Origin of the sequence: Ruegeria arenilitoris, assembly GCF_013031355.1 — a bacterium.
GTDB classification, from domain to species: Bacteria; Pseudomonadota; Alphaproteobacteria; order Rhodobacterales; family Rhodobacteraceae; genus Ruegeria; species Ruegeria arenilitoris_C.
Map to the genome: position 1 here is coordinate 112,531 of NZ_WPZO01000001.1, position 26,181 is coordinate 138,711.

Annotated in this window: 25 protein-coding genes; 14 read left to right on the plus strand and 11 right to left on the minus strand. The window is 59.8% G+C overall.

Annotation, left to right across the window (positions count from 1 at the left end):
* Nucleotides 1-193: 193 nt before the first annotated feature.
* Complete coding sequence (locus GOX63_RS00565) at nt 194-1,123, plus strand: glycine--tRNA ligase subunit alpha (RefSeq protein WP_170324537.1); 930 nt, start codon at nt 194-196, stop codon at nt 1,121-1,123.
* A gap of 8 nt (nt 1,124-1,131) precedes the next feature.
* Here GOX63_RS00565 and GOX63_RS00570 read toward each other — a convergent pair whose 3' ends face one another.
* A complete protein-coding gene (locus GOX63_RS00570) occupies nt 1,132-1,764 on the minus strand; it encodes a MarC family protein (RefSeq protein WP_170324538.1) in 633 nt (210 codons plus the stop codon).
* Nucleotides 1,765-1,855: 91 nt separating this feature from the next.
* On the opposite strand from GOX63_RS00570, the gene GOX63_RS00575 reads away from it, so the two are divergent.
* The 8 genes from GOX63_RS00575 to glmM all read left to right on the plus strand — a co-directional run bounded on the left by GOX63_RS00575 (nt 1,856) and on the right by glmM (nt 13,055).
* The gene (locus tag GOX63_RS00575) at nt 1,856-2,377 is read left to right on the plus strand and encodes a DUF6446 family protein (RefSeq protein ID WP_170324539.1); all 522 of its coding nucleotides are present in this window, start codon (nt 1,856-1,858) and stop codon (nt 2,375-2,377) included.
* 7 nt (nt 2,378-2,384) lie between these two features.
* Nucleotides 2,385-3,599, plus strand: a complete 1,215-nt coding sequence (gene gltS, locus GOX63_RS00580; RefSeq protein WP_170324540.1) for a sodium/glutamate symporter — start codon at nt 2,385-2,387, stop codon at nt 3,597-3,599.
* A 9-nt stretch (nt 3,600-3,608) separates the two neighbouring features.
* Nucleotides 3,609-6,059 carry a glycine--tRNA ligase subunit beta gene (glyS, locus tag GOX63_RS00585; RefSeq protein WP_170544483.1) on the plus strand — a complete coding sequence of 817 codons (2,451 nt, stop codon included), beginning with the start codon at nt 3,609-3,611 and terminating at the stop codon, nt 6,057-6,059.
* 64 nt (nt 6,060-6,123) lie between these two features.
* On the plus strand, nt 6,124-8,664 hold the full coding sequence (locus GOX63_RS00590) for a putative PEP-binding protein (RefSeq protein WP_170324542.1): 2,541 nt from the start codon (nt 6,124-6,126) through the stop codon (nt 8,662-8,664).
* 186 nt (nt 8,665-8,850) lie between these two features.
* Nucleotides 8,851-9,492, plus strand: a complete 642-nt coding sequence (locus tag GOX63_RS00595; RefSeq protein ID WP_254435838.1) for a cell wall hydrolase — start codon at nt 8,851-8,853, stop codon at nt 9,490-9,492.
* A 269-nt stretch (nt 9,493-9,761) separates the two neighbouring features.
* Nucleotides 9,762-10,682 (plus strand): dihydroneopterin aldolase, encoded by a 921-nt coding sequence (locus tag GOX63_RS00600; RefSeq protein ID WP_170544487.1) that lies wholly within the window; start codon nt 9,762-9,764, stop codon nt 10,680-10,682.
* A complete protein-coding gene (gene folP, locus GOX63_RS00605) occupies nt 10,679-11,677 on the plus strand; it encodes a dihydropteroate synthase (RefSeq protein WP_170324544.1) in 999 nt (332 codons plus the stop codon). Before GOX63_RS00600 ends, folP begins: the two co-directional genes overlap by 4 nt.
* A gap of 34 nt (nt 11,678-11,711) precedes the next feature.
* Entirely contained in the window at nt 11,712-13,055 is a 1,344-nt protein-coding gene (gene glmM, locus GOX63_RS00610) for a phosphoglucosamine mutase (RefSeq protein ID WP_170324545.1), read from the plus strand.
* Here the strand turns inward: glmM and GOX63_RS00615 are convergent.
* Both GOX63_RS00615 and ilvC read right to left on the minus strand, forming a co-directional pair.
* Nucleotides 13,052-13,954 carry a DMT family transporter gene (locus GOX63_RS00615; protein WP_170324546.1) on the minus strand — a complete coding sequence of 301 codons (903 nt, stop codon included), beginning with the start codon at nt 13,952-13,954 and terminating at the stop codon, nt 13,052-13,054. The genes glmM and GOX63_RS00615 overlap by 4 nt on opposite strands.
* 78 nt (nt 13,955-14,032) lie before the next feature.
* Nucleotides 14,033-15,055, minus strand: coding sequence for a ketol-acid reductoisomerase (gene ilvC, locus GOX63_RS00620; RefSeq protein ID WP_170324547.1), 1,023 nt, complete (start codon nt 15,053-15,055; stop codon nt 14,033-14,035).
* 131 nt (nt 15,056-15,186) lie between these two features.
* Here ilvC and GOX63_RS00625 point away from each other — a divergent pair, with 131 nt between their 5' ends.
* Entirely contained in the window at nt 15,187-15,642 is a 456-nt protein-coding gene (locus tag GOX63_RS00625) for an Lrp/AsnC family transcriptional regulator (RefSeq protein ID WP_170324548.1), read from the plus strand.
* Complete coding sequence (locus tag GOX63_RS00630) at nt 15,639-16,097, plus strand: Lrp/AsnC family transcriptional regulator (protein ID WP_170324549.1); 459 nt, start codon at nt 15,639-15,641, stop codon at nt 16,095-16,097. Before GOX63_RS00625 ends, GOX63_RS00630 begins: the two co-directional genes overlap by 4 nt.
* A gap of 6 nt (nt 16,098-16,103) precedes the next feature.
* Here GOX63_RS00630 and GOX63_RS00635 read toward each other — a convergent pair whose 3' ends face one another.
* Complete coding sequence (locus GOX63_RS00635) at nt 16,104-16,805, minus strand: GntR family transcriptional regulator (protein WP_170324550.1); 702 nt, start codon at nt 16,803-16,805, stop codon at nt 16,104-16,106.
* Between the two features lie 233 nt (nt 16,806-17,038).
* Here GOX63_RS00635 and GOX63_RS00640 point away from each other — a divergent pair, with 233 nt between their 5' ends.
* Complete coding sequence (locus GOX63_RS00640; protein WP_170324551.1) at nt 17,039-18,166, plus strand: aminotransferase class V-fold PLP-dependent enzyme; 1,128 nt, start codon at nt 17,039-17,041, stop codon at nt 18,164-18,166.
* Between the two features lie 22 nt (nt 18,167-18,188).
* Here the strand turns inward: GOX63_RS00640 and GOX63_RS00645 are convergent, their stop codons facing one another.
* From GOX63_RS00645 to GOX63_RS00655, 3 genes are all read right to left on the minus strand, one after another.
* Nucleotides 18,189-19,385 (minus strand): UbiH/UbiF family hydroxylase, encoded by a 1,197-nt coding sequence (locus tag GOX63_RS00645; protein ID WP_170324552.1) that lies wholly within the window; start codon nt 19,383-19,385, stop codon nt 18,189-18,191.
* A 76-nt stretch (nt 19,386-19,461) separates the two neighbouring features.
* Nucleotides 19,462-19,710: a hypothetical protein gene (locus GOX63_RS00650; protein ID WP_170324553.1), complete on the minus strand. Its 249-nt coding sequence runs from the start codon at nt 19,708-19,710 to the stop codon at nt 19,462-19,464.
* Nucleotides 19,711-19,797: 87 nt separating this feature from the next.
* A complete protein-coding gene (locus GOX63_RS00655) occupies nt 19,798-20,442 on the minus strand; it encodes a pyrimidine 5'-nucleotidase (protein ID WP_170324554.1) in 645 nt (214 codons plus the stop codon).
* 100 nt (nt 20,443-20,542) lie between these two features.
* Here GOX63_RS00655 and GOX63_RS00660 point away from each other — a divergent pair, with 100 nt between their 5' ends.
* Complete coding sequence (locus GOX63_RS00660; protein ID WP_170324555.1) at nt 20,543-21,190, plus strand: GntR family transcriptional regulator; 648 nt, start codon at nt 20,543-20,545, stop codon at nt 21,188-21,190.
* Nucleotides 21,191-21,193: 3 nt separating this feature from the next.
* Here GOX63_RS00660 and GOX63_RS00665 read toward each other — a convergent pair whose 3' ends face one another.
* Nucleotides 21,194-23,068, minus strand: coding sequence for a glycosyltransferase (locus tag GOX63_RS00665; RefSeq protein WP_170544490.1), 1,875 nt, complete (start codon nt 23,066-23,068; stop codon nt 21,194-21,196).
* Between the two features lie 84 nt (nt 23,069-23,152).
* Nucleotides 23,153-24,319, minus strand: a complete 1,167-nt coding sequence (carA, locus tag GOX63_RS00670) for a glutamine-hydrolyzing carbamoyl-phosphate synthase small subunit (RefSeq protein ID WP_170324557.1) — start codon at nt 24,317-24,319, stop codon at nt 23,153-23,155.
* Nucleotides 24,320-24,502: 183 nt separating this feature from the next.
* Between carA and GOX63_RS00675 the strand changes: the two genes are divergently transcribed.
* Nucleotides 24,503-24,988 (plus strand): GatB/YqeY domain-containing protein, encoded by a 486-nt coding sequence (locus GOX63_RS00675; protein WP_170324558.1) that lies wholly within the window; start codon nt 24,503-24,505, stop codon nt 24,986-24,988.
* A gap of 25 nt (nt 24,989-25,013) precedes the next feature.
* Here the strand turns inward: GOX63_RS00675 and GOX63_RS00680 are convergent, their stop codons facing one another.
* Nucleotides 25,014-25,505: a DUF2244 domain-containing protein gene (locus GOX63_RS00680; RefSeq protein WP_170324559.1), complete on the minus strand. Its 492-nt coding sequence runs from the start codon at nt 25,503-25,505 to the stop codon at nt 25,014-25,016.
* A 44-nt stretch (nt 25,506-25,549) separates the two neighbouring features.
* Nucleotides 25,550-26,149, minus strand: a complete 600-nt coding sequence (locus tag GOX63_RS00685) for a 2-hydroxychromene-2-carboxylate isomerase (protein ID WP_170324560.1) — start codon at nt 26,147-26,149, stop codon at nt 25,550-25,552.
* Between the last annotated feature and the right edge of the window lie 32 nt (nt 26,150-26,181).

The window sequence follows — 26,181 nt, forward strand, 5'->3', positions numbered from 1 at the left end:
CCGCGGTGTTTTAGCTTTGCCGCAGATTACGCGAATAGCAGCAGGGAAAGCCATGCCCGGAATACGGGGAATTTCCAGTGTGGCGGTGCAGTGACAGCAGCGTGGGCATTGGCCCGTTGACGCCCCTTGGCCCCTTGCATAGGAAGGACAAAACCGACCGGAACCGGGCGCGGATGTGCCCAAAGGGAATGTCATGACCGAACCGTCCAGCGCACCACGTTCATTTCAGGAAATTATCCTGCGCCTTCAGACCTATTGGGCCTCGAAGGGCTGCGCCATCCTGCAGCCTTACGACATGGAAGTTGGGGCAGGGACGTTCCACCCGGCGACCACTTTGCGCGCTTTGGGGTCAAAGGCATGGGCTGCGGCCTATGTTCAGCCGTCGCGTCGTCCGACCGATGGGCGGTATGGTGAGAACCCGAACCGGTTGCAGCACTATTATCAGTATCAGGTGCTGATCAAACCCAGCCCGCCGGACCTGCAGGACCTGTATCTGGGTAGCCTCGAGGCTATCGGTATCGACATGAACCTGCATGACATCCGGTTTGTCGAGGATGACTGGGAAAGCCCAACGCTGGGCGCCTGGGGCCTGGGCTGGGAGGTCTGGTGTGACGGTATGGAAGTCAGCCAGTTCACCTATTTCCAGCAGGTCGGCGGCCATGACTGCGCGCCGGTTTCGGGCGAGTTGACCTATGGCCTGGAACGGTTGGCCATGTATGTGCTGGGCATCGACCACGTGATGGATATGCCGTTCAACGATCCTCAGTCACCCAGCCCGCTTACCTATGGCGAAATCTTCAAGCAGACCGAAGAGGAATACGCCCGCTGGAACTTTGACGTGGCCAACACCGAAGTTCTGCTGCGCCACTTCGAAGAGGCCGAAGCCGAATGTGCCGCCATTCTGGCGCAGGAACATGACGACCCCAAAACGGCTAAACGCATCGTCATGGCGCACCCCGCCTATGATCAGTGCATCAAGGCCAGCCACGTATTCAACCTGTTGGACGCGCGAGGCGTGATCTCGGTTACCGAGCGTCAGGCTTATATCGGACGGGTTCGGGCGCTGGCCAAACAATGCGCGGATGCGTTCCTGCTGACCGAGGCTGCTGGGTTTGAGGCCTGATGAGGCGTTCAGGCCAATCCGGGCAACAGCACTTTCAGGCCATCTGCGATCATGCCGATTGCGATGGCCGACAGGATCATGCCCATGAAGCGGCTCATGATCACGCGGGCATTGGCCGACAATCGCTTGGCCAAGGCAGACGCATTCCAGAACGTGATGAACAGCAGAAACAGAACGGCCAGAAAGACGCCTGCGTAGATAATGGTGTCCATCGGCTTGGAAATGTGGTGCGCGTAAAGGATCAGAGTCGTGATCGTGCCGGGCCCAACCAGAATAGGGAAGGCCAGCGGGTAGAAGGCAACCGTGGCGGGTTCGGGGTAGGCTTGCTTTTCCCCTTCGGTCCCGTGATGCGTGGTGCTTTCCTTGCCGCTCAGCATGTTCAAGCCGATCATCAGAACGACCAGACCGCCAGCTACACGCAGATCGTCCACGCTGATCCCGAACAGGCCCAGCGTCTGGTTGCCTATCGCCGCGAATGCACCGCCAAGGATCAGGCAGTACGTCGCCGTCTTCGCCGCCACCTTGCGCTGGTCGGCAGGGGTCAGGCCGTCGGTGACGCTCAGGAAAACGGGCAGATTGGTGATCGGGTTCATGATCGCAAACAGCGCGCCGAAGAACCCAACGGCAAGTGTCATGTCCATTCCAATAACCTCGTTCCGGCCTGTATCAGTTTGGAAACTGGCCTATTTTCCAAAAAGTTGAAAGAGGCCGCGTGATCAGGATGCCTAAAAGATGACCGGAAAACTGCTTGCAATCATCCTCGTCGTATCTGCGGTGCTGGCCGGTGTCGGCATGTATTACTTGCAGGTTTACGGGTTCTATTACGACGTCGCCTCACGGCCGGGTGAGGATGTGTCCTTGCTGGCTGAAGGCGTTGATGACCCTGAACCGATCTCCTACACGGCGTTTCGGGCGATTGATGCCGACAGCTCTCCGATCCGCTACCGGGCGTGTTTCGAAACCGATCTTTCGGCTGAGGATCTGGCGAAGTTCCGGCGGGTTGAAAACCCTGAACCGCTGACCGCGCCGGGTTGGTTTGACTGCTACGATGCGGTGGCCATCGCAGAGGCGCTGAAATCCGGACAGGCGCAGGCTTTCATGGGGGCCAAGAACATCCATTATGGCGTCGACCGCATCGTCGCGGTCACCACTGACGGCAAAGGTTATGTCTGGCACGCGCTGAACAATTGCGGTGAAAAAGCCTATGACGGGACGGTGGTGGGCGAGGAATGTCCGCCCCGACCGGAGAACTGAGGGCAATATGACCGACGCAGCGATCCACATTCCCAATTTTCTGACTGCCACGCTTGGCATCGCGGTTTATCTGATTGGGGCCGAGATCAACGCCCGCGTCGCTCTGCTGCGGCAGTTTAATATCCCAGAGCCGGTCACAGGTGGTCTTCTGGCGTCTCTTGTATTGCTGTTTCTGTATCTCGTGGCCGGAGTTGAGTTGACGTTCGACCTTGCCTCGCGGGACTTCCTTCTGATCGTGTTCTTTGCCGGGATTGGTTTGAATGCGCGGCTGGCCGATTTGATTTCCGGTGGCAAGCCTCTGTTTTTGCTTCTTGTTCTGACGTTGGTGACAATCGTTGCCCAAAACTTCGTTGGCGCTGCTGGTGCCGTTGCGTTTGGTTTTCCGGCGCAGGCCGGAGTTCTGTTCGGATCAGCCTCTTTGATCGGCGGTCATGGCACCGCCATCGCCTGGGCGCCCGATGTCGGCGCGGTGACCGGATTGACCGGGGCAACCGAACTGGGCGTGGCTGTGGCGACTCTGGGCCTTGTACTCGCGGCTTTGGTTGGCGGGCCCATCGCGCGCTATCTGGTCGAGGGCAAAAACCTGACCCCTGACCGCCCTGACGAAGAGCATACGGTCGGCCTGCCAGACGACGCGACCGAGGCTGAGGCGAAGATCGATCACCTCACCATCATGCGCGTCCTGCTTCATCTGAACTTGGCGATCATCTCCGGCTACGTCCTGCATCAAGCAATCGACGCCGCCGGATTGATGCTGCCGATTTTCGTGCCCTGTCTGATCATGGGGATCGTCATTGCCAACATTCGCTCGGCGGTCGCGCCCAAAGCTCCGCCTGTGTCCCGAACCCCCTCGCTGGCCCTGATATCAGAGTTTTCGCTGGGCGCGTTCTTAGCGATGTCGCTGATGAGCCTGCAGCTTTGGACCATTGCCGAACTGGGGCTGGCCATTGTCGTCATCATGGCCGCGCAAACCCTGTTCACCGTGGTGTTCGTGATCTGGGTGCTGTTCCCGGTGATGGGGGGCAACTACCGCGCCGCCGTTCTGTCCGCCGGGTTCGGTGGCTTTGCTCTGGGTGCAACGCCGACCGCTATCGCCAATATGACCGCAGTTACCAAGCGATATGGCCCGTCGCCTATTGCCTTTATCGTGCTGCCCCTTGTATCCGCCTTTTTTGTGGACATCGCCAATGCCATCGTCATCCAGACGATCGTCAATTTCTAAGGACCGAAAATGCCCGACCTGCTGATCGAACTGTTTTCCGAGGAAATCCCCGCCCGTATGCAAACTCGCGCGGGTGAGGACCTGAAAAAGCGGATCACCGATGGTCTGGTCGAGGCTGGTCTGACCTATGCCGGGGCCGCTGCCCTGACCACGCCGCGTCGCCTGACGCTGGCCGTCGAAGGGTTGCTGGCCGAAAGCCCCACAATCCGCGAGGAACGCAAGGGCCCCAAGGTCGGAGCGCCGGACAAGGCCATCGAAGGCTTCCTGCGTGGCGCAGGCCTGACCCGCGATCAATTGGAGGAACGCGACACACCCAAAGGCGCGGTTTATTTCGCCACTATCGAAAAAGCCGGGCGCCCGGCTGCCGAGATCGTGGCCGAAGTGCTTGAGGCCACCATCCGCAACTTCCCCTGGCCCAAGTCGATGCGCTGGGGTAGTGGCCCGCTACGCTGGGTGCGGCCGCTGCATTCAATCCTGTGCATCCTGTCCGACGAAGCAGGCGCGCAGGTGGTACCGCTTGAGGTCGATGGCATCACATCCGGCGACACCACCGTAGGCCACCGCTTCATGGCACCGAACCGGTTCGCGGTTATGTCCTTCGACGATTACGCCGCCAAGCTGAAGCGGGCCTTTGTGGTGTTGAACCCCGCCGACCGCGCCGAGCATATCTGGAACGACGCGCAGAACATGGCCTTTGCCGCCGGTCTGGAAGTTGTCGACGACAAGGGTCTGCTGGCCGAGGTTGCTGGCCTGGTCGAATGGCCCGTGGTGTTGATGGGGCAGATCGACGAGGAGTTTCTGGAGTTGCCGCCCGAGGTGCTGCAAACCTCGATGAAAGAGCACCAGAAGTTCTTTTCCGTGAAGAACCCCAAGACGGGCCGGATCGAGCGGTTCATCACCGTCGCCAATCGCGAAACCGCCGACAATGGCGCGACCATTCTGGCAGGTAACCAAAAGGTGCTGTCCGCGCGTCTGGCCGATGCGAAGTTCTTCTGGGAGAATGATCTGCGCGTCGCCAAATCGGACATCGCCCAATGGACTCGCGCGCTGGAGAATGTGACCTTCCACAACAAACTGGGCACGCAGGCCGAACGCATCGACCGCATCGCCGCGCTGGCCCGTGAATTGGCCCCGGTGACCGGAGCAGATGCCGATCAGGCCGAAAAAGCCGCGCGTCTGGCCAAGGCCGATCTGAACTCGGAAATGGTCTATGAATTCCCTGAACTTCAAGGGCTTATGGGGCGGTATTACATCGAAGCCGCGGGCGAAGACGCCGCCGTGGCCGCCGTGGCGCAAGCACATTACTCGCCGCTTGGGCCGTCTGATGACGTGCCGACCGCGCCGCTCTCGGTGACCGTGGCACTGGCCGACAAGCTGGACACGCTGACCGGCTTCTGGGCGATTGATGAAAAGCCGACCGGCTCGAAAGACCCGTTTGCCCTGCGTCGCGCGGCGCTGGGGGTTATTCGGTTGGTCTTGGAAAACAATCTAAGACTGCCGCTCTCCAGATTGCTTAGAGAGCATCTGTTTTCTCTTCTCCGAGACCCAAAGGGTTTTGTGGACTACGAGACCGAATTTTGTGAGGAAACTGGGGGGGGTAGTTCGCACAGTGCAAGTTATTTGGAGCAGCATTTTGACGGTCGACCGCGTGCTATCTTCTTCAAACATCATAATCCAGAATTGAACGACAAAGCTGTTGCTGAAATCTGGTCGAGCGTTTCGGAATTGAACGAGAAGGGGCAAGTTTCTGAGAAGGCCGCCTTGGCGAGAACTCAGTTTACACACCGATCTGCAAACTTGACCAGTTTGATGATGTTCTTTGAGGACGTACGTGTGCATGGTTTTGATGCTGTTGTAGCCGGAAAAACCCCTCATCCGAATGGGAATGAAAAAGAAGTATGGAATGAACTGGAGGGCTTTTCTTCAAGTTTGATCTCGAACATTCTCTCTTTCTTCCACGACCGCCTCAAAGTCTTCCTCCGGGACGAGGGCATCCGCCACGACATCATTGACGCCTGCATCGCGATGGAGGGTAATGACGACCTCAATCTGCTGGTCAAACGCGCCCGCGCCCTGAATGGGGTGATCGCGACTGAGGATGGGGAAAACCTCGTGCAGGGCTTTAAGCGCGCCAACAACATCCTGACGCAGGCCGAGGAGAAGGACGGAGTCGAATACTCCTATGGTGCGGATGTGAAATTCGCCGAGACGGACAGTGAAAAAGCGCTTTTTGCCGCTCTGGATGGGGCGCAGGATGAGATCAACGTGGCCCTGAAGGCCGAGGATTTCCCGTCGGCCATGTCCGCGATGGCCGCGCTGCGTGGTCCGGTGGACGCGTTTTTCGAGGATGTTCAGGTCAATACTGACAACGACATCCTGCGCCGTAACCGCCTGAACCTGCTCAGCCAGATCCGTCAGGTGTGCTCCAGCGTCGCCGACCTCAGCAAGATCGAAGGCTAAGCCATAACGCCCTTGCGCCATTGGTGCAGGGGCTTATGCTGCGTGCAAACCAAAAGGTGCCGCAGTGCAGAATAATCCGCATACCACTCTGATCACGACCGAAGCGCCCGTAGCCGCCAATACACATGGCGGGCGGGCGAAATGTTTGCAACGTCTGGTCCGTCTGGAATTGCCGGTGCCGCGGACGGTGGCGCTGTCCTTCGATGCGGTCCACCGGATTGCCGAAGGTCATGTGCCCGACATCGCGGCGATTGTCGAACAGTTCGATCAGGCGGCGCTGTTATGCGTGCGGCCCAGTTCCGAAGACCCCGATTGGGGTGGTCCCGGCGCAATCCTGAATATCGGCATGAACGATGCGCGTTACGTTGACCTGTCGGATTCGATGGGGGCCGAGGCCGCTGCCGCGCTGTATCTGCGTTTCGTGCAAAGCTTCGCCATCCACGTGGCCCGGCTGGACGCGGATGTGTTCGACGATATCGACGCGGATGGCAGCGAAGGGCTGCGCATGTCCTTGCGGGCCTATGAGGATGAAACCGACGAAGCGTTCCCCCAGGACCGGGGTGAGCAGCTGATTGCCGTTCTGCGGTCGATGGCGCGAGCGTGGGATGGGACCTCGGCCCGGTTGCTGCGTCAGGCCAAGGGTGCGCCTGCGGATGCGGGGCTGGGGCTGGTCATTCAAGAGATGATCCCAGGTGTAGGGCAGGGTGAATGCGGATCGGGCGTTCTGCAACTGATCGACTCGACCACCGGTTTGCCGCAGATCACGGGCCGCTACCTGAGCCAGAGCCAGGGGCGGGATGCGCTGGGTGAAGGTGTGGCCGCGCTCTATCTGGAAAAGGACCCGCGCGGGAAGTCGCTGGAAGAGGTGGCGCCCGAGGCTTTTGCCAACCTCAAGTCCCATGCCGCGTTGATGCGCACCAAGCTGCGCGAGGAAATGCAAGTCGAGTTCGTGATCGAAAACGGCCATGTTCACATTCTGGACGGCGTGCGGGTGCAGCGCAGTGCGCGGGCCGCGTTGCGGATTGCGGTGCGGCTGGCCGAAGATGGCATCATTCCACCGCAAGAGGCGGTGATGCGGGTTGATCCGCATTCTCTGAACGAAATGCTGCACCGGCAGGTCCACCCCGAAGCGCGCCGGGATGTTCTGACCACCGGTATCGCCGCCAGCCCGGGGGCTGCAACGGGTAAGATCGTGTTCACCGCTGCCGAGGCGCAGGCCAGTGCGGCGCGTGGAGAGCCTTGTATTCTAGTACGTCGCGAGACCTCGCCCGAGGATGTGCGCGGGATGCACGCGGCCGTGGCGGTGTTGACCGAAAAGGGCGGCATGACCAGCCACGCCGCCGTGATTGGCCGCGGATTGGGTCTGCCCTGTATCGTCGGCGCGTCCGAGATGCGGTTCCAGACTAAGAAAAGGCTGCTGACCGCGCCGAATGGCCGAGTGTTCAAAACCGGCGACACGCTGACGATCGACGGAAGCTCGGGGCAGGTGCTGGCGGGGCAGCCTGCCATGCTCGAAGCTGCGCTGGATGACTGTTTCCAGACGCTGATGGGCTGGGCCGATGACGAACGTGATATCGCCATCCGCGCAAACGCGGACACACCGGCCGATGCGCAGACGGCGCGAAATTTTCTGGCGCAGGGGATCGGCTTGTGCCGGACCGAGCATATGTTCTTTGACCCCGGCCGTTTGATCGTGATGCGCGAGATGATCTTTGCGCAAACGTCCTCGGGCCGCGCGGCGGTGCTGGAACGTCTGTTGCCGATGCAGCGCGAGGATTTCGTGCAACTGTTCCGGATCATGGAAGGGCAGCCGGTCTGCATCCGTCTGTTCGACCCGCCTCTGCACGAATTCCTACCGACAACACGCAGCGGGCAGCGCGAACTGGCCGAAGCGCTTGACCTGCCGGTCTCAGATGTCGAGCGGCGCGTTGCGGCGATGACCGAATACAACCCGATGCTGGGTCTGCGCGGTGTGCGTCTGGGTGTGACCGTGCCCGAAATCTACGACATGCAGGCCCGCGCTATCTTTGAGGCAACGCTTGAGGCCAGCAAGGAGGGCGCCCCCGTGGTGCCCGAAGTGATGATCCCACTGGTTTCGGCCAAGCGCGAGGTGGAACTGGTCAAATCCCGCATCGACTCGGTCGCGGCAGCAGTGGCAAGCGAACGCGGGCAGGAGTTTGAATACAGGCTGGGCGTTATGGTTGAAACGCCTCGGGCCTGTCTGCGGGCGGATGAGATCGCGCCGCAAACGTCGTTCCTGAGTTTCGGTACCAACGACCTGACCCAGATGACCTATGGCCTGTCGCGTGACGATGCAGGCCGGTTCATGTCGGCCTATGTTCGACAGGGTGTCTTTGTAGAAGACCCGTTCCACGTCCTCGATCCCGATGGGGTGGGCGAATTGCTGAAGCTCGGGGCCGAGCGCGGACGTCAGGCGCAGCCGGACGTTACCCTTTCGGTATGCGGCGAACATGGGGGTAACCCCGAATCAATCGCCATTTGCCGCGATCTGGGGTTTGACTATGTGTCATGCTCTCCGTTTCGGGTGCCGGTTGCTCGGCTGGCTTCCGCTCAACTGGCGATTTCGTCCAGACTTGGGGGTTGACACAGGGCAGTTGCCCTAGGATTAGTGGTATTTAAGCAACCTTGTGGTGGATTTAATTTTCCTCACGGGCGATTTTCCACTTGCTTTTTCTTCTGATCTAGACGTCTTAGCCGGACTGCGCTAAATGCCTCGTCGCGCCCGCCGGGGGAGGGTACGGCGCGATTTGTGCCTGTGCGAGGTTATCTGATGCTACGATACATACTGGCTGCTGCCACATTGGCGGCAACCATGCTGCCAAGTGTGTCTTTCGCTGAAAGGGAAGCCACCGATACTGCCGAACGCGAACTTGTCACCCGGACCGATCTGCCCGGGCAAAACTTTCGCGACTATCTGACTCTGTTCAAGCCCCGCAAAAAGCTTGAGCCCATAAAGGTCTCTTATTCCAAGAGCTGGCTGGACCAACAGCCGGCGGCCACTGGGGACGAAAACTTCAAATGTCTGGCCGAAGCGCTGTACTTTGAAGCGCGCGGCGAAAGCGTGCGCGGCCAGTTCGCCGTGGCCGAGGTTATTTTGAACCGCGTCGAAAGCAGCCGGTTTCCGGACTCGCTGTGCGGCGTGATCAAGCAGGGAACCGGCAAGAAATACCAGTGCCAGTTCACCTATACCTGCGATGGCCACAAGGAAGTGATCCGCGAGAAAAAGGCCTATGAGCGTGTGTCCAAAGTCGCGCGTGCCGCAATTGACGGCGTCGCCAAGGAACTGACCGAAGGGGCCACGCATTATCACACCACCGCAGTAAACCCGTCGTGGTCGCGCGTTTACAAGGAAACAGCGCGCATTGGTGTGCATATCTTCTACCGGCACAACTACCGGACTGCGAGCAACTAAACGGCAAACCCGCGCCGTCAGAAAAGAGGCGCGGGGTGTCGAACTTGGCCGGTCGTGGGTACGACTGGCGAACCTGCTGAGTTTCGCAGAACCCGATCAAACCCGCGGAGTGTCAGATGCAGGGGGCGGGCGTATAGACGCCAGTGCCTTCGCTCCGTTTTCCCCGACGCCGCATTCGGTGTCTGGAATGGCGTTTGAGGCGGTGTTATACGCCCGCGCATCCTATAGTGTTGGCAGATCAGCCCACCAAGCCCGAAAAGGTCCGTTGCATGAGCTCTGAAATCCGTCTTGCCTTTGCGCATCCGTCCGAGCGGTCCGAAGCGACCGCCACGCGCGGTCCGCTGGATCGCATCTCGCTCAGGGACCATATTGTTGAGGTTGAGATCGGCGCCTTTCAGGCCGAGCGCGGCACAACACAGCGTATCTGCTTTAACATCGTGGTAGAGGTGCGCCCGCTGACCGATCCGATCGACGATGACGTGGATCGAATCCTGTCCTACGACCGCGTGACCGAGGCGATTGCCCACGAGCTGGCGGCCGAGCGCCTGAACCTGCTTGAGACATTGGCAGATCGCGTCGCAGAACGTATTCTGCTTGAGCCTCAGGCCGTAAGGGCTTTTGTCCGCATTGAAAAACTGGATCGGGGGCCGGGTGCCTTGGGCGTAGAGATCGTGCGCGGCAAAGACACGATCCAGCACGATGTGGTCGAGGAAGAACGACCTCATCCACGGTTGGTGTTCCTGTCGAACGAGGCCATTGCCTCGTCCAATCTGACCGGATGGATCGACCAGATGGAAAACCGTCAGCGCCCGCTGATCCTGTGTGTTGGCGCGGCGGATATGGCGGTGCCTCAGACCGGCCACGCAATGACACAGCGCCGGATCGACCTGCTGGCGATTGAACAGAACGCCTGGGTTTTGGCTGCAAAGGATCATCGTTGTGTGGTGGTGTCGACGCGCACCGAATTGGACTGGGCAATGAAGAACGGCCAGATTTGCGTATGGGCGCCGTCTAAGATCGTGCTGGATGCGGTTGACGGCCCCTCGGCTGCACCTTCGGACGCCGTTGCCCTTGCTGCGTGGTTCGCGGCCACCTTCGAGGCTAGCGAAATGATGGTGATTGGCGGTGCTTTGCCGACCGCACCAAAGACACCTCTGCGCGCCGTTCCCGTGGATCAGGCGCAACTGTGACCGAATACTACCGACCGCTGGTGCTACATGGCCCGGCCCGGCCAGCGGGCGCGGTGCCTCTTGCCGGCCAGACTTTGTGGTTCACCCATGCCGAACGGCTGTCGCGAACGGAAGCCCCGACCGTAGTTTCGGCGCAGGACATTCCGGGCGATATGCTTGCGCGGCTGACTGGGGCGCGCGCCGAGATCACTGGACTGGCGATGGATCGCCCGCAGATCATGGGAATCCTCAACGCGACACCGGACAGCTTTTCCGACGGTGGCGTGCACAACTCGGTCGAGACGGCAGTAGCCTCGGCGGAACAGATGGTGGCGCATGGGGCCAGCATTCTGGATATCGGCGGCGAGTCGACGCGTCCGGGGGCCTCTTACGTGCCGGAAGACGAAGAAATTGCGCGCACCCAACCTGTTATCGAGGCTATCCGAGCAAAAACGCAGGCGCTGATTTCCATCGACACACGCAAGGCCAGCGTAGCACGGGCGGCGTGGAGCGCAGGGGCCGGGCTGATCAACGACGTCTCAGGCTTTACCTTTGATCCGCAGCTTGCTCAGTTTTGCGCCGAGGTTGATGCCCCGGTCTGCGTGATGCACATGCAGGGCGATCCGGCGACGATGCAGGACGACCCGCAATATGATGACGTACTGTTGGATGTCTACGATTTCCTTGACGGGATGGTGGCGCAGTTGGAGCTGCTGGGCCTGAACCGCGACCAGATCGTGATTGATCCGGGCATCGGGTTTGGCAAGACGCAAGCGCACAATCTGACCCTTCTGCAAAACCTTAGCCTGTTCCACGGGTTGGGCTGCCCGATCCTGCTGGGGGTGTCGCGCAAAGGGCTGATCGGGCAGATCGGCCAGGAACCGCGCAAGGACGCCCGCGCACCGGGATCAATTGCGGTTGCGCTGGCCGGATTGTCTCAGGGTGTGCAGATCCTGCGCGTTCATGACGTGCCCGAGACCGCTCAGGCCTTGCGTCTGTGGGCTGCCGTCCGGTAATCCGGTCGCAGACAAGAAATTACGGAGTGACACGATGCGCAAGCTGTTCGGAACCGACGGGGTGCGGGGCACCGCAAATACCCATCCGATAACGGCCGAGATGGCCCTGCGCATCGGGGCCGCTGTTGGGCGATATTTCCGGAAAGATCACTCTGAAGCGCACCGGGTGGTGATCGGGAAGGACACGCGCCTGTCCGGGTATATGCTGGAAAACGCGCTGACCGCCGGGCTGACCTCAACCGGTATGAACGTATTGCTGCTAGGCCCGGTGCCGACGCCCGCGGTGGGGCTGATGACCCGGTCGATGCGCGCGGATCTGGGTGTGATGATCTCGGCCAGTCACAATCCGGCTGAAGACAACGGCATCAAGTTTTTCGGCCCTGACGGGTACAAGCTGTCCGATCAGGCCGAGCTTGAGATCGAACGTCTGATCGAAGAGGGGGTTAACCCTGCGCAAGCGCAAAATATCGGCCGCGCGCGCCGGGTGGATGATGCGCGGTTCCGGTATGGCGAGAGGGTGAAATCCTCGCTGTCCCGCGACCTGCGTCTGGATGGGCTGAAGGTTGTGGTCGATTGCGCCAACGGCGCCGCGCACCGCACCGCGCCCGAAGTTCTGTGGGAGCTTGGTGCCGACGTGATCTCGGTGGGCGTTGCTCCCAATGGTAAGAATATCAACCTGAATTGTGGTTCAACCAAGCCTCAGTTGGCGGCCGAGACGGTTGTGGCCCATGGCGCGGATGTGGGGATTTGTCTAGACGGTGATGCCGATCGTGTCGTTATGGTCGACGAGCACGGTCAGGTGGCCGATGGCGACCAGCTTATGGCGCTGCTGGCGACCAGTTGGGCTCAGGCAGAACGCCTAAAGGGCGGCGCGCTGGTTGCAACGGTGATGTCCAACCTCGGGCTGGAACGGCACCTCGCCGCGCAGGGGCTGCGGTTGGAGCGGACCGCAGTTGGCGACCGCTATGTCGTTGAACGGATGCGCGAAGGCGGGTTCAATCTGGGCGGAGAACAGTCGGGCCATATTGTCATGAGCGATTACGCCACCACAGGCGACGGCCTGATGGCCGGTCTGCATTTCCTGTCCGAGATGGTGCATTCGGGCCGCAAGGCCTCTGAGTTGTCGGTGCAGTTCGAAACCGTTCCGCAACTCCTGAAGAACGTGCGGTATCAGGATGGGCAGACGCCGCTAGAGGCCAGCAGCGTCAAAGCCGCCATCGCCGATGCCGAGGCACGCCTGAACGGGCAGGGGCGTCTGCTGATCCGCAAATCGGGCACCGAACCTCTGATCCGCGTGATGGCGGAATGCGAGGATGACGCTCTGCTCTCGCAAGTTGTCGATGGTATCGTGGCCGAGGTTGAGGCGGTCGCGGGTTAACGCCCGATCAGCATCTTGCGCAGGCTGAACCACTGGCTGATCGCCAGCCCGGTCAGAATCATGATCAGCGCGATGTAGAATCGCAAGGGCAGCGCCTCGGACAGAATCCAGGCGCCAAAGATCATTGACCAGATCGGCACCTGATAATTGACTAGTGTCAGGAAAACGGACCCGGCGCTGCGAATGATCGAAACGCGCAGCAAGGTCGCAAAGGCGGTGGGCAAAAGGCCCAGAGCGATGATCGCCAGACCGGGGCGTGTACCCTCCCAACGGGGGAGTCCTTCGGTCAACAGCATGATCGGCAGCAAAAGCGCCGCGCCAACGACCAGCGACAAGGCGGCCAAAGCGACCGGATCAATCGGCGGACAGCGCCGGGTAAAGATCGACGCGCAGGAATAGCAAAAGGCCGCTCCGACACAGGCCAGTTGCGCCACAGGTTCTGCCCCTTGTCCGATCTGTGCCAACCCCGGGCCAATCAACACCAATGCACCGCAAAACCCCAAAGTGACTCCAAGGAGTCTGCGCAGATTCATCGGCTCATCAGAAAAGAAATGCGCCAGTGGCAGCACCATCAACGGAATCGCCGCCATCGACAGACCTGCAAAGGCCGAGGCCACATATTGCTGCCCCCAGCTGAGCAACAGGAACGGTAGCGCAGTCGACAGTAGGCCAATGATGGCGATGTAGCCCCATAGTTTCGGATTGCCCGACGGCAGCTTACGCCCGGTCAGTGCCATCATCCCCAGCAAGGTCAACGCCCCCAAGGTGGTGCGAGCGGTGGCAACGGTAACCGGCCCGTATCCCTCCAGCGCCATTGCGACGACCATGAACGTCCCGCCCCAGATAAGGCCCAGAGTGATAACGCCGCTCCAATCGCGGGATGTGGGTTGGTCAATCATGGTGCGCCTTGGATTAACGGGCTGTTGAGACAAAAAAGGGCGGCCGATTGGCCGCCCCTTCATAAAGAACCGTCAGGATTAGTTCTTTTCCTTGTCGACCATTTTACCTGCCGAGATCCAGGGCATCATGGCGCGCAGTTTCGCACCGGTTTCCTCGATCATGTGCTCGTCATTGGCACGGCGCGACGCTTTGATGGTCGGCTGACCAACAGCGTTCTCCAGCATGAAGTCACGAACGAATTTACCCTGCTGGATGTCGTTCAGAACCTCTTTCATACGTGCTTTGGTCTCGTCGTATTTCAGGATACGCGGGCCGGTGACGTACTGGCCGTACTCGGCAGTGTTCGAAATCGAGTAGTCCATGTTCGCGATGCCACCTTCGTAGATCAGGTCCACGATCAGCTTCACTTCGTGCAGACACTCGAAATAGGCCATTTCGGGCGCGTAACCCGCTTCGACCAGCGTTTCAAAGCCGCAGCGGATCAGCTCAACTAGGCCACCGCACAGAACGGCTTGTTCACCGAACAGGTCAGTTTCGCATTCTTCGCGGAAGTTGGTTTCGATGATGCCCGAACGGCCGCCACCGATGGCCGAGCAGTAGGACAGACCGATTTCCAGCGCTTTGCCGGTTGCGTCGTTGTGAACGGCGACCAGGCAGGGCACGCCGCCGCCTTTGACATATTCGCCGCGTACGGTGTGGCCGGGGCCTTTGGGGGCCATCATGATGACGTCGACGCCTTCTTTCGGCTCGATCAGGCCAAAGTGGACGTTCAGGCCGTGGGCGAAGGCAATGGCCGAACCCGGCTTGATGTTGTCATGCACGTATTTCTTGTAGGTTTCGGCCTGCAGTTCGTCGGGCATGGTGAACATGATGACGTCGCACCAGGCTGCCGCTTCGGCGATACCCATGACTTCCAGACCTTCGGCCTCGGCTTTCTTGGCCGATGCGGAACCTTCGCGCAGAGCGACGACCAGGTTCTTGGCACCCGAGTCGCGCAGGTTAAGCGCGTGGGCGTGTCCTTGCGAACCATAGCCAAGGATAGCCACTTTTTTGTCTTTGATCAGGTTGATGTCGCAATCGCGATCGTAATAGACGCGCATGATTCCGGTCCTTTCTGTTACGGTTGCTGAGCTTTTAGTTGGGTGTGGCATGGTTGGCGAGTGTTGAAGCATTGAGTATTTGCTGAAAAGGTGAAAAATTATTCGCAAAAATATGAGCAGGTGAATAAATCATGCTTGATGACATGGATCGGCGCATTCTGCGCCACCTACAGGCCGAACCGACCCTTTCTATGGCCGAGCTGGCCGAGCGGTGTGGCATCAGCCAAGGCGTGTGTTGGCGCCGGGTCGAGAAGATGCAGGCGTCAGGAGTCATTCAGGGTCAAGAAGCGGTCATAGACTGGGCGGCGCTGGGATATGCTGTTGAGGTTTCGCTGCGCGTGACGCTGGACAAAACCCAGCCCCGCGCCTTTGATGAGTTCACGGCCGCCGCGCGCGAAGTCTCCGAAGTGATCGAGATTCAAACCTTTCTGGGGCGGGTGGATGTGCGTTTGTCGGTGCTGGCGCGCGACATGTCTCACTATCAGCAAATCTACCGTGACCGCATTCTGACCCTGCCGCATATCGCCGATATCGAGGCATTGATGCATATAGCACGTCTGAAACGGAATGAGGTCCTGCCGGTATGATTGAGTTGGATGAAACTGATCGCCAAATCCTGCGTGCGCTGGTGCAGGATGCGACTCAAAGCGCTGTAGCTTTGGGGCGTAAGCTGGGATTGTCCCAGCCTGCGACTTGGCGTCGTATCAGGCGGCTGGAAACGGCAGGGGTCATCCGGGGCCGTCGTCTGCGTCTGAATGCCGAGGCGTTGGGGTTCGGCGTGACTGTCTTTCTGGGCGTCAAGCTGGCCCGCAAGGGGCAGGTCAGCCTGGAAGATTTCGAACGCGCCGTCAGTGCCATTCCCGAGGTTCAGACGGTCGAGCACGTCCTGGGCCTGTACGACTACCGCCTGCGGGTTGTCGCCCGCGATCTGTCCGACTTTGAGCGGGTTCTGCGGCGGCGGATCATGACCTTACCCGGCGCCGGGGACGTCGAAGCCAACGTCCTGCTCAGCGAAGAGCGGTTACCCGGTCCGATCGGATAACAGGGATCAGTAGCTGGTGCGGATGCAATACCCGGGATGGTGGGTCATGCGCGCGAATGTCATCGGTTCACCATCTTTCCAGGTCGTGCGCTCAAGCTGAATCATCGAGGTGCCTGCAGTCGTGCCCATGAATTCGGCCAGGCGCCCGTCGGCAGAAATCGCGCAAAAGGCAATTTCTGCCTCTGTGAAGGGGGCGACATTCAGAAGCCATTCATGTGGACCCTGCGCCTTGAGGTCGGCATGCTCCACTTCGGGTACGGTGTCGATGTTGATCCAGCGTTCTTCCAATTGGAAGGGACGGTTGTCGGCGTAATGCATACAGATCACATGTAGAACACGCGCGTCCGGTGAAACGCTGAGTTGCGACGCCAGCCATCCGGGGCTGGAAACGACGTTCCGTTCGACCAACGCGTAGCGATAGGTAGAATTCTGGTTTTCAACGGTCTGGCGCGCCACCGAAAGTTCCAGTTTCGCGTGTTTGCTGGGTTCTTTCTTAACCCGCGTTCCGCTTTTGCGCTTACGCTCCACGAACCCCTGATCGGCAAGTTCACGCAGGGCGCGGTTTACGGTCGCACGCGCGCAATTGAATTCTTCGGCAAGCTGCGTTTCCGTTGGCAGCAATGATCCCTGAGGCCAGATTCGGCTTTCAATACGGCGTTTAACTTCGTCCCGTACAACTTGAAAACTGATCCGCTTTTGAGCAGTCACGAGAAGCAAAACCTTTCTTCTACAAAGTGTATGTATCTGTTCAGAAACACCTCTGGGTGTAAAGGGGTGGTGACACTATTTGGCGTCACTTAGGGGGCTATATCGTGCAGTTTTGGACGCGATTTTCACGGGGAAATAAAGTTCCGTTGCGTCAATTGTCGGCGCAAGAAAACTGCTTTACCAATCTCGGCAGAAGACTCACGTTGCCCGAGTACTGTTTGAAAGGACAAATCATGCCGGCGCTTTTGGATAGCATTGACCCCAATGGGCTCGAGGAATTCTCGGTTGTTTTTACCGACCGATCCTTGAACCACATGTCAGCCCGGTTTCAGACCGTCATGCGCGACATCTCGACGATGTTGAAAGATGTCTATAACGCGGAAGGCGTTGCCGTAATTCCGGGCGGCGGAACCTATGGGATGGAGGCCGTGGCCCGACAGTTCGCACGCAATGCCAACGTTCTGGTGGTGCGTAACGGATGGTTCTCGTACCGTTGGAGCCAGATCATCGAGTCCGCAGATTTGACGGCGTCGGCAACGGTGCTCAAGGCGCGGCAAACTGGCAATTCCAGCCCATCCCCTTTTGCGCCGGCGCCGATCGAAGAGGTTGTATCAACTATTCGTGAAAAGCGCCCGGATGTGGTGTTTGCGCCGCATGTCGAAACCTCGGCGGGCTTGATTCTGCCGGATGACTACGTGACGGCCATGGCTGCCGCCGCGCATGAGGTTGGCGCGTTGATGGTGCTGGATTGCATCGCCTCGGGCTGTGCCTGGGTCGACATGAAGGCAACGGGCGTGGACGTCCTGATTTCGGCCCCGCAGAAAGGGTGGAGCGCATCGCCTTGCGCCGGTCTGGTCATGCTGTCCGAACGGGCCGAGGCGCGGTTGGAGGAGACCACGTCCGACAGTTTTGCCGTGGACCTGAAGAAATGGCGTCAGATCATGCAGGCCTATGAGAATGGTGGACATGCCTATCACGCCACCATGCCGACCGACGCGCTGCAGGCGTTCCGGGACACGATGGTCGAGACCCGCGACTATGGTTTTGAAAAGCTGCGTGAGGCGCAATGGGCCTTGGGTAACGGTGTGCGGGCGATGCTGAAGGATAAGGGCATCATTTCTGTGGCCGCCGATGGGTTTGGTGCGCCGGGGGTTGTGGTCAGCTACACTTCGGACCCTGAGATTCAGAACGGTAAGAAATTCGCCGTGCTGGGGATGCAGATCGCCGCTGGTGTCCCACTGCAATGTGATGAGCCCGAAAGCTTCAGCACCTTCCGTCTGGGCCTGTTCGGGCTGGACAAGCTGTACGATGTAGATGGCACAATCGCGCGGCTCAAGCGCGTGCTGGAACAGGTATTGTGATCGTCTGAGTGATCTGGGGGCCTTAGCGCACGCCGAGGCCCATCTGCATCAAGGTCTTGCGCACGGGCGGCAGGGAGTAGAGCGCGTTCAGCCCCATCGCCCGCGCATCGCGCAGCGGCCGTGCCTCGATCATCGAGGCGCGGTTCAGCAAGTCGATACCTTTAACCCGCATTTCGATCTCGGTGTGACGGGCCTTGTGATAGGCGTCCAGCATCTGCGCATCACCCAGACCTTCGGGGCGGGCTTGCGCCAAGTCCAGCAGGCTGCGCAAATCACCCAGCGACATGTTCAGCCCTTGCGCGCCGATCGGGGGCACCACGTGGGCGGCCTCGGCCATCAGGGCGATGCGTTCACCCGATAGCCGTTCTGCTGATTGACTGATGATCGGCCAGATGGTCCGGCGCGACGCCAGTTTCAGCGGCCCGAACAGCCCGCAGGAACGCTCGGTCATCAGTGCCTCGAACGTCTCGGGCTCAGTGTTCAGCAACTCGACCGCACGAGGGCCCCGTTCCATCCAGACAATCGCGGAAGAGGGCTGACCCTGCCAATCGGGCAGGGGGACCAGAGTGAACGGCCCGCCCGAGCGGTGAATCTCGGTCGAGACATTGTCATGAGGGATCGGATGGGTAACGGCGAAGGCCAACGCCTTTTGACCATACCGCGTGGTGTGCACGTTGATCCCCGCGGCCTCGCGCATCGGGGAATTCCGTCCATCCGCAGCGACCACCAGTTTGCAGCGAATGCGGCTGCCGTCGCTCAGGCCAACACGTGCCTCAGCAGTTCGGGTGAACAGGCTGACGGTGCCGGTACCGGGGCGAAAATCGACATTGGGCAACTCGGCCAGACGGGCCACCATCTCGCGCCGCAAAAGCCAGTTTGGCAGGTTCCAGCCAAACGGCTGGTCCGAGATATCGGCGGCGTTGAAATCGCGCACCACGCGGGGTTCTGGGACGTCTCCGCCCGCGTCGACGATGCGCATGATCTGCAGGGGGGCGGCGTGTTCATCCAGCCGTTGCCACAGCCCGCATTGTTCCAAAAGCCCATGCGCCGGTTGCAGAAACGCCGTGGTCCGCAGGTCGGACCCGTCCACGTCACGCTCGGTGATGGGCGAGGTGGGGTCGACGCAGACAACGTCGAACCCGGCAGTTCCAAAAGCCGCCGCAGCGGTCAGTCCGGCGATTCCACCGCCGGAAATCAGGATGTCACAGCTATCAGTCATGGCCTTGGTCTCCGAGTCTTGGGCGGAAACTAGTTCGGTTCCATGGTGGGTGCCAAGTGACATCCTGTCCCGTTTGTCAGCCGCGCGAAATCAGGATGAGGATGATGAACATCATCGGCACCATCATGACGGCCGGGATATATAGCCCCGGTAGGCCAAACAGCAGGGCTGAGCATCCCCACATGCTGACGATCGCGGCAGCCATGTAGTACCAGTCTTCGGCCTCACCATTGGCGGCATCTTTTGCCAGCCAGCCGAAAACGGGAATTGCAAACAACAGGCGCTGCCAAATGGGCAGGCGCCGAGGCATCTCGATCGCGCTCATGGGAATCTCCAGTTCTGTTCGTCGCTGAGGCGCATATAGGGGCGATGCTGCACCCGCAAAATGTGCAGATCGTCGCAGTGTGACAGCCTATCGCAGACGGGCCAAAAACGCGGTCAGATCGTCGGTATGATGGTGGATATGGTCAGCCTCGTGCGGCTCGGGTGCGACGTGAACCGTGCGCATTCCCATCGCGTGCGGAGCGGCCAGATTGCGCGGATCATCCTCGAACATCGCGGCCTTGGCCGCGTCGATTCCATCCTGAGCAAAGATGGCTTCGAACGCGGCTTTTTCGGGCTTTGGTCGATAGCCCGCATGTTCCACCCCATAGATCGCATCGAACAGACCGCCAAGGCCGCGCGCATCCAGAACACGTTCGGCATAGGGGGCGCTGCCATTGGTATAGACGATGCGACGCCCGGGCAGGGACCGGATGTGATCTGCCAGTTCTACGTCGGGGTCCATGTGGCTCATGTCCACTTGATGAACCGCATGCAGATAGGGGTCTGGATCCAGATCATGCTCGGCCATCAACCCGGCCAGCGTGGTGCCGTATTGCCGCCAATAGTGCGAGCGCAGCCGGTCCGCCTCGGCGCGGTCCACGCCGATGGCTTGCACCACGTAATCCGTCATCAGCACCTCGATCTGATCGAACAGGCGCATATGTGGCGGATAGAGCGTGTTGTCGAGGTCGAACACCCATTGGGTGACGTGAGAAAAGGCAGGTTTGACCATGGGTTTGGTTTAGGACGCGTGGCATCGGTTTTCAATGCTACTCTTGATCCGGGGGGCAAGTGACGGATAGACATGTTCGAACGAGGAGACAAACCACCCAATGCCCCCATCCAAACAGTCCAACACAGACGCCTATAGCCTAATTCTCGAAGCGATTGACGTCGGCGTTTATAAGCCCGGCGACCGACTGGTCGAAAGCGAGCTGGCCGAGCGGTTCGGGGTGTCACGCACGCCGATCCGTGAGGCTTTGCAGCGGCTCGAGACACAATCCCTGCTGGAACGCGACGGTCGGTCGTTGATTGTCGCCTCGCTGGATCACAACCAGATGGCTGAGCTGTATATGGTTCGGCGCGAACTGGAGGGGCTGGCCGCGAAGCTGGCCGCCAAGCACGCCACCGAAGAAGAGATCAAGGTATTGCAGGAAATGGTCGCCTCTGATGACGCATTGGTCGATGACCCGGCGGCCTTGTCACGGGCGAACCGTAGGTTTCACGAACAAATTCATCTGGCCTCCCATAACCGCTATCTGGTGCAGCAGCTGGACCTCGTGCATCGCACCATGGCTCTGATGGCCACGACGTCCTTGGCCGCGCAGGGCCGGGGTGAGATCGCGCAGAGCGAACACAAGGGGATTGTCGAGGCAATCGCAGCCCGCGACGAAGAGGCAGCAGGGCGTGCTCTCAAGGATCATATCTCGGTCGCTTTCATGACTCGTTTGAAACAGGATGCCATCCGGCGCGAGAGCTGACGGTCAGTGCGGCAGGCCTTCTTCACTGGCCTGACCGTGTTGCGTTTTGTCCCAGAAGAACGGGTCGAGCAGCAGCTCCCACAGGGCCTTGTACGCAGCCAGTACGCCCAGCGGAAAATACAGTGGCATCGTCGGAACCCAAGGCAGCAGAAAACGCCGCTCGCGTGCGGATACCGCAATTACACCGACCAGAGTGTTGATGGCCTCTGCAAACAGGAACAGACCGAACAATGCGATCAGCCCGGCACCGGAAAGGATCGGATCAAGCGGGGTAGGCAGGCCAAATGTGGTCAGCCAGAACAGCCACAGGACCGGAGCCAGCAGGAATTGCCCAACGGTTCCAAGAAAGAACGCCTGCACGCCCAAAAACCGCATGGGGCCGAGATCCTTCAACAAGCGCAGCGGCGACCGCATGTGCACAAGGTAGGTGACCATGAACCCCTTGAGCCAGCGAGAGCGCTGCCGCACCCAAGGCCAGGCGCGGAAGTTCGCCTCTTCGAATGTGGTGGTATCAACCATTTCCGTCCGATAGCCTGCCCGGCTGAGCCGTACCCCCAAATCGGCATCTTCGGTGACGTTATGGGCATCCCAGCCGCCCAGTTCCAACAGCTTGTCGCGGCGGAAAAAGAAGGTGGTCCCACCCAGCGGAACGACAAGCCCAAGCCGCGCGATGCCCTGTAGGATTACCCGGAACCAGCTGTTGTATTCGATGGTAAAGCAGCGTGAGCGCCAATTGGTGCGGGGGTTGTAATAGTCCAGAGCGCCCTGAAGGCAGACGACCTCCTCGTCCGCCTGTGCAAAGTGCCGAACGACCCGTTCGATCTGATCTGGCTGCGGCGCGTCTTCGGCATCCCAGACTCCCAGAATGTCGCCCCGGCAGAAATCCAGCGCATAATTCATCGCACGGGGTTTGGTGGTCAGGCCACTCAGGGCGGGGACCTCGATGGTTCTGATCCAGCTGGGCAGATTAACCTGCGCAAGTGTGGATCGCGTCACCTCGTCGGTTTCTTCCAGCACCAGTATGATATCCAGCAGAGCCTTGGGATAGGTCAGCCGCTGTAATCGACGGATCAGGGCGTCGGCAATTTCCCTCTCCTTGTATAGCGGCACCATAATGGAAACGCAGGGCAAAGTCGGCGGCGGGCTGAGGGCCGCTGCTTTAGAGGGGCGGGTCCAGTGATGCCAGATGAAATTCAATAGGCCAGCTAGACGCAGAGCCAGAAACAGGATCAGGCTGAACACGGCGGCTGCCACCAGAACTGAAAATCCGGCCAGAGGAAAGACTGCAAACAGCACCACAACGCCCGCGAGCATGGCCGCTGGTCCGGCACGGGATCGCGGGGTCCAGGATCTGCAACTCTGGTCAAGATCCACTCGGGCCTCGGCCGCCTCGGCAAGGGGGATAGAGAACACGCGCGCGATTGCGCCGTCGATTTGATCCGTGGGGGCCAGTACAGGAAGAACCGTGTATCCGATATCCTCCAGATCGAGGCTGACATCCGGAAACAAATCGGGCCGCGCCGTGGCGATCAGCAGAATGGGCCCCATGCGACGCCAGGGGACAACGTTGTGAGCCAGCCAGAAGTCAACGGGCTTTATCCGGCACAGGTCGGCAAGTGGGGGCGAGCTATCCAGATCAGCGATTTGCAGGCCGGTTTGCTCGGACAGGGCGCTGAGCACGTCCTGACGGCTGACCCAGCTCTCGGCAACCAGAATTTCGCCCAGCGGCGCCTGTTGCCAGGATTGCAGGAACAGCGCTTCGTCCAACTGCGCCTTTGTGATCAGGCCACGGTCGACAAGGCAAGCCCCCAAAGGCTTGCGATCCTGCGCGGGTATCGGCGCGGCGTGCGCGAAATGCTGCAGGTTCAGTTCGACCATAAAGAAACAACCCTGACGCGGTTAGCAGGCGTCAGGGTTGCTCAATTAGGGTTAACAGCGGGTTAACTCTGATCTAATCGCTGCTTATGCCGTGGCTTTCTTATCTGCCATCGCGGTGGCAAAGCGTTCGAACAGGTAGAAACTGTCCTGCGGGCCGGGTGAGGCTTCGGGGTGGTATTGCACCGAATAGACCGGACGGTCTGTCATGCGGATGCCGCAGTTCGACCCGTCAAACAGAGAGCGATGAGTTTCCACCACGCCCTCGGGCAAGGACTGCGCGTCCACTGCAAAGCCGTGGTTCATCGAGGTGATCTCGACCTTGCCGGTCTCGATGTCCTTGACTGGGTGGTTGGCACCGTGGTGGCCGTGATTCATCTTGACGGTCTGACCACCCAAAGCCAGCGCCAGCATCTGATGACCGAGGCAGATGCCAAAGACGGGCAGATCGGTGGTGTCCAGCACCTCTTTGATCATCGGCACGGCGTATTCACCAGTGGCTGCCGGATCGCCGGGGCCGTTGGACAGGAATACGCCATCAGGGTTGTGCGCCAGCACTTCCGCTGCGGTCGCGGTGGCCGGCAGAACGGTTACGTCGCAACCAGCCGAGGCGAGGCAGCGCAGGATATTGCGCTTGGCACCGAAATCCACGGCGACAACCTTGTGGGCCGGGGCTTCCTGGCGGGTATAGCCATCGGGCCATGCCCAACGCATCTCATCCCAGCGATAGCTTTGGGCGCAGGTGACCTCTTTAGCCAGATCCATGCCTTCCAGTCCGGCAAAGCCCCGCGCGGCAGCGACCAGAGCCTCAATGTCGAAGTTGCCTTCGGGATCATGAGCCAGTGCCACATGAGGAGCGCCTTGCTGACGAATGGCGCGGGTCAGGCGGCGAGTGTCGATACCGCCGATAGCGATGCGCCCACGACGAGTCAGCCATGACTTCAGCTCTTCAGCTGCACGCCAGTTCGACGGCTCGGTCGGGTCCCATTTGACGACCATACCAGCGGCTACCGGATCACCGGTCTCGTCATCTTCGGGGTTCACGCCGACATTGCCGATATGGGGGAAGGTGAAGGTCACGATCTGCCCGGCATAGGAAGGATCGGTCATGATCTCCTGATAGCCGGTCATGGCGGTGTTAAAGCACAGCTCGGCCACGGTCTGACCGGTGGCGCCGAAGCCCATCCCGTAGAACAGTGTACCGTCGGCCAATGCCAGACATGCGGTGGGCTTGGACGGGGCGTTCTGGGCCATCGGGCGACTCTCCTGCTGGGTAAATCGGCGCATAACTAAGGGGGTTGTGGCGCTGGGTCAAGTCTGTTCAAATTTTGCGCTATTGAGGAAAATCAATGGGTTAGCAATATTCACTTCCGGTTGTGTCGCGCTTTTTGTTTCGATATGGTCGGGGTTCCTTTTCCATGGGGATGGACAGATCATATGGATATGCGATCACGGGTGAACTCAGCCCTGAAGCAAGCAATGAAAGACAAGAATGCCGAGCGTCTGTCGACGCTGCGGCTGATCAACGCTGCAATCAAAGACCGCGATATCGCTTCGCGGGCCTCTGACAACGAAGAGGCCAAAGGCTGCGGCGACGCCGAGGTTCTTGAAATCCTTGGGAAAATGACCAAGCAGCGCAAGGAAAGCGCCCGCGCCTATGAAGAGGGTGGACGACTGGATCTGGCCGAACGCGAACTGCGCGAGGTCGAAGTTATCGAGGAATTTCTGCCCAAGCAGCTGGATGATGACGAGGTCTCCAAAGCCATCCAGTCAGCGATCACCGCGACCGGAGCGGGTTCGATCCGCGACATGGGCAAAGTGATGGGCGAGCTCAAGACCCGCTATACCGGCCAGATGGATTTCGGCAAGGTTGGCCCGATGGTCAAAGACCACCTGTGCGCCGCATCGAACGGCGGCTGCTGACACCCTTCAAATTCTGAGACTGCTGTTACTGCGCGACCGGTTCGCGCAGTTTTTGCGTCAGGTCGTCGTAAAGAGCGATACGCTCGTCCTCGGACAGGAACGCTCCGATTTCCACTTCGCGCCCGTCTCCGGTCAGCGTGACGTAGTTTGGAACCGGCCCGCCGTGTTTGTGCATCTCAGGCCGGGCCCAATAGCGGTTGCAGGTCCACTCTTGCGGGCCTTTGCGCGGGTCATGGTGGACCAGATGCGCCTTTGTGCCGGTCAGGGTCAGTATCTCGAACACACTGCGGGCGCGGTAGTTGGTCTGGATCGCCAGCCACAGACCCACAACGGTCAGCAGCAGGAAAGGGAGCAGACCCCACAGGATGACCGACCCCAGCACTGCCAGAAGTGGAATCAGCCCAAACAGAAATACCGAGAGGATCACGATCATAGCCCCGCGCCGTGGCAGCGAGTTATGTGGCCAAAGGCGCAGTTCCTGTTCGGTTTCAGAAGTTCGATTCCATCGATAAGGCATGGCTGAAAGTTAGTTCAACTTGGGTATGAGACGAAAGGAAATGATCAGGTCACATGGCCGACACGCGCCCATGATAGCGCGTCGTCCAGCCGGTCATCTCCCCAAAAGACCTCGCCGCGGACGACAAGGCTGGGGGCTCCGAAAACCCCGAGTTTGGTGGCTTGATCCGTTTCGGCCTCAAGCGCCGCGACGGTATCGGGGCTGCGGGCGCGGGCCAGCACCAGTCGCGGGTCCTGCTGACACCTGTGCAGGGCTTCAGTGATCGCGGATTCACTGCCAGCCTCGTTATTTTCCTCGAACCAGATGCGATACAGCACCTGAGTGAAGTTCTTGCCCCAACCGTCGCCCATACCAAGCAAAGCGACCTGATTGGCCAGCGGCAGGTCTGAGATCGGGTAGGGCGCGGGCAATCGGGCGTGAATGTGGTACTTTGCGGCGCGGCGCTCGATATCCCGCCACATATATGCGGATTTTACCGGCTTGCCTGCAAACGGAATGTTGTTCTGATCAGACATCACGGTGCGTACGTTGAACGGTCGCCATCTCACTGTGGCACCATGTTCCGCGCACCAATCGTCCAGACGCATGACGGTCAGGAAACTGTATGTACTGCCGATGGAATACCAAAAATCGATGTCGGGCATGTGATACCCCCCGGGTTGCCGGATGTCTAAAC

Excerpts from the sequence above, each read along its gene's own strand:
- ilvC (WP_170324547.1), bottom strand. The coding sequence starts at position 15,055 with ATGCGCGTCTATTACGATCGCGATTGCGACATCAACCTGATCAAAGAC.
- gltS (WP_170324540.1), top strand. The coding sequence starts at position 2,385 with ATGACCGACGCAGCGATCCACATTCCCAATTTTCTGACTGCCACGCTT.
- GOX63_RS00565 (WP_170324537.1), top strand. The coding sequence starts at position 194 with ATGACCGAACCGTCCAGCGCACCACGTTCATTTCAGGAAATTATCCTG.
- GOX63_RS00570 (WP_170324538.1), bottom strand. The coding sequence starts at position 1,764 with ATGGACATGACACTTGCCGTTGGGTTCTTCGGCGCGCTGTTTGCGATC.
- GOX63_RS00655 (WP_170324554.1), bottom strand. The coding sequence starts at position 20,442 with ATGGTCAAACCTGCCTTTTCTCACGTCACCCAATGGGTGTTCGACCTC.
- GOX63_RS00675 (WP_170324558.1), top strand. The coding sequence starts at position 24,503 with ATGGATATGCGATCACGGGTGAACTCAGCCCTGAAGCAAGCAATGAAA.
- GOX63_RS00645 (WP_170324552.1), bottom strand. The coding sequence starts at position 19,385 with ATGACTGATAGCTGTGACATCCTGATTTCCGGCGGTGGAATCGCCGGA.
- GOX63_RS00615 (WP_170324546.1), bottom strand. The coding sequence starts at position 13,954 with ATGATTGACCAACCCACATCCCGCGATTGGAGCGGCGTTATCACTCTG.
- GOX63_RS00650 (WP_170324553.1), bottom strand. The coding sequence starts at position 19,710 with ATGAGCGCGATCGAGATGCCTCGGCGCCTGCCCATTTGGCAGCGCCTG.
- GOX63_RS00685 (WP_170324560.1), bottom strand. The coding sequence starts at position 26,149 with ATGCCCGACATCGATTTTTGGTATTCCATCGGCAGTACATACAGTTTC.
- GOX63_RS00660 (WP_170324555.1), top strand. The coding sequence starts at position 20,543 with ATGCCCCCATCCAAACAGTCCAACACAGACGCCTATAGCCTAATTCTC.
- GOX63_RS00575 (WP_170324539.1), top strand. The coding sequence starts at position 1,856 with ATGACCGGAAAACTGCTTGCAATCATCCTCGTCGTATCTGCGGTGCTG.
- glmM (WP_170324545.1), top strand. The coding sequence starts at position 11,712 with ATGCGCAAGCTGTTCGGAACCGACGGGGTGCGGGGCACCGCAAATACC.
- GOX63_RS00625 (WP_170324548.1), top strand. The coding sequence starts at position 15,187 with ATGCTTGATGACATGGATCGGCGCATTCTGCGCCACCTACAGGCCGAA.
- GOX63_RS00680 (WP_170324559.1), bottom strand. The coding sequence starts at position 25,505 with ATGCCTTATCGATGGAATCGAACTTCTGAAACCGAACAGGAACTGCGC.
- GOX63_RS00630 (WP_170324549.1), top strand. The coding sequence starts at position 15,639 with ATGATTGAGTTGGATGAAACTGATCGCCAAATCCTGCGTGCGCTGGTG.
- carA (WP_170324557.1), bottom strand. The coding sequence starts at position 24,319 with ATGGCCCAGAACGCCCCGTCCAAGCCCACCGCATGTCTGGCATTGGCC.
- GOX63_RS00665 (WP_170544490.1), bottom strand. The coding sequence starts at position 23,068 with ATGGTCGAACTGAACCTGCAGCATTTCGCGCACGCCGCGCCGATACCC.
- glyS (WP_170544483.1), top strand. The coding sequence starts at position 3,609 with ATGCCCGACCTGCTGATCGAACTGTTTTCCGAGGAAATCCCCGCCCGT.
- GOX63_RS00600 (WP_170544487.1), top strand. The coding sequence starts at position 9,762 with ATGAGCTCTGAAATCCGTCTTGCCTTTGCGCATCCGTCCGAGCGGTCC.
- GOX63_RS00640 (WP_170324551.1), top strand. The coding sequence starts at position 17,039 with ATGCCGGCGCTTTTGGATAGCATTGACCCCAATGGGCTCGAGGAATTC.
- GOX63_RS00595 (WP_254435838.1), top strand. The coding sequence starts at position 8,851 with ATGCTACGATACATACTGGCTGCTGCCACATTGGCGGCAACCATGCTG.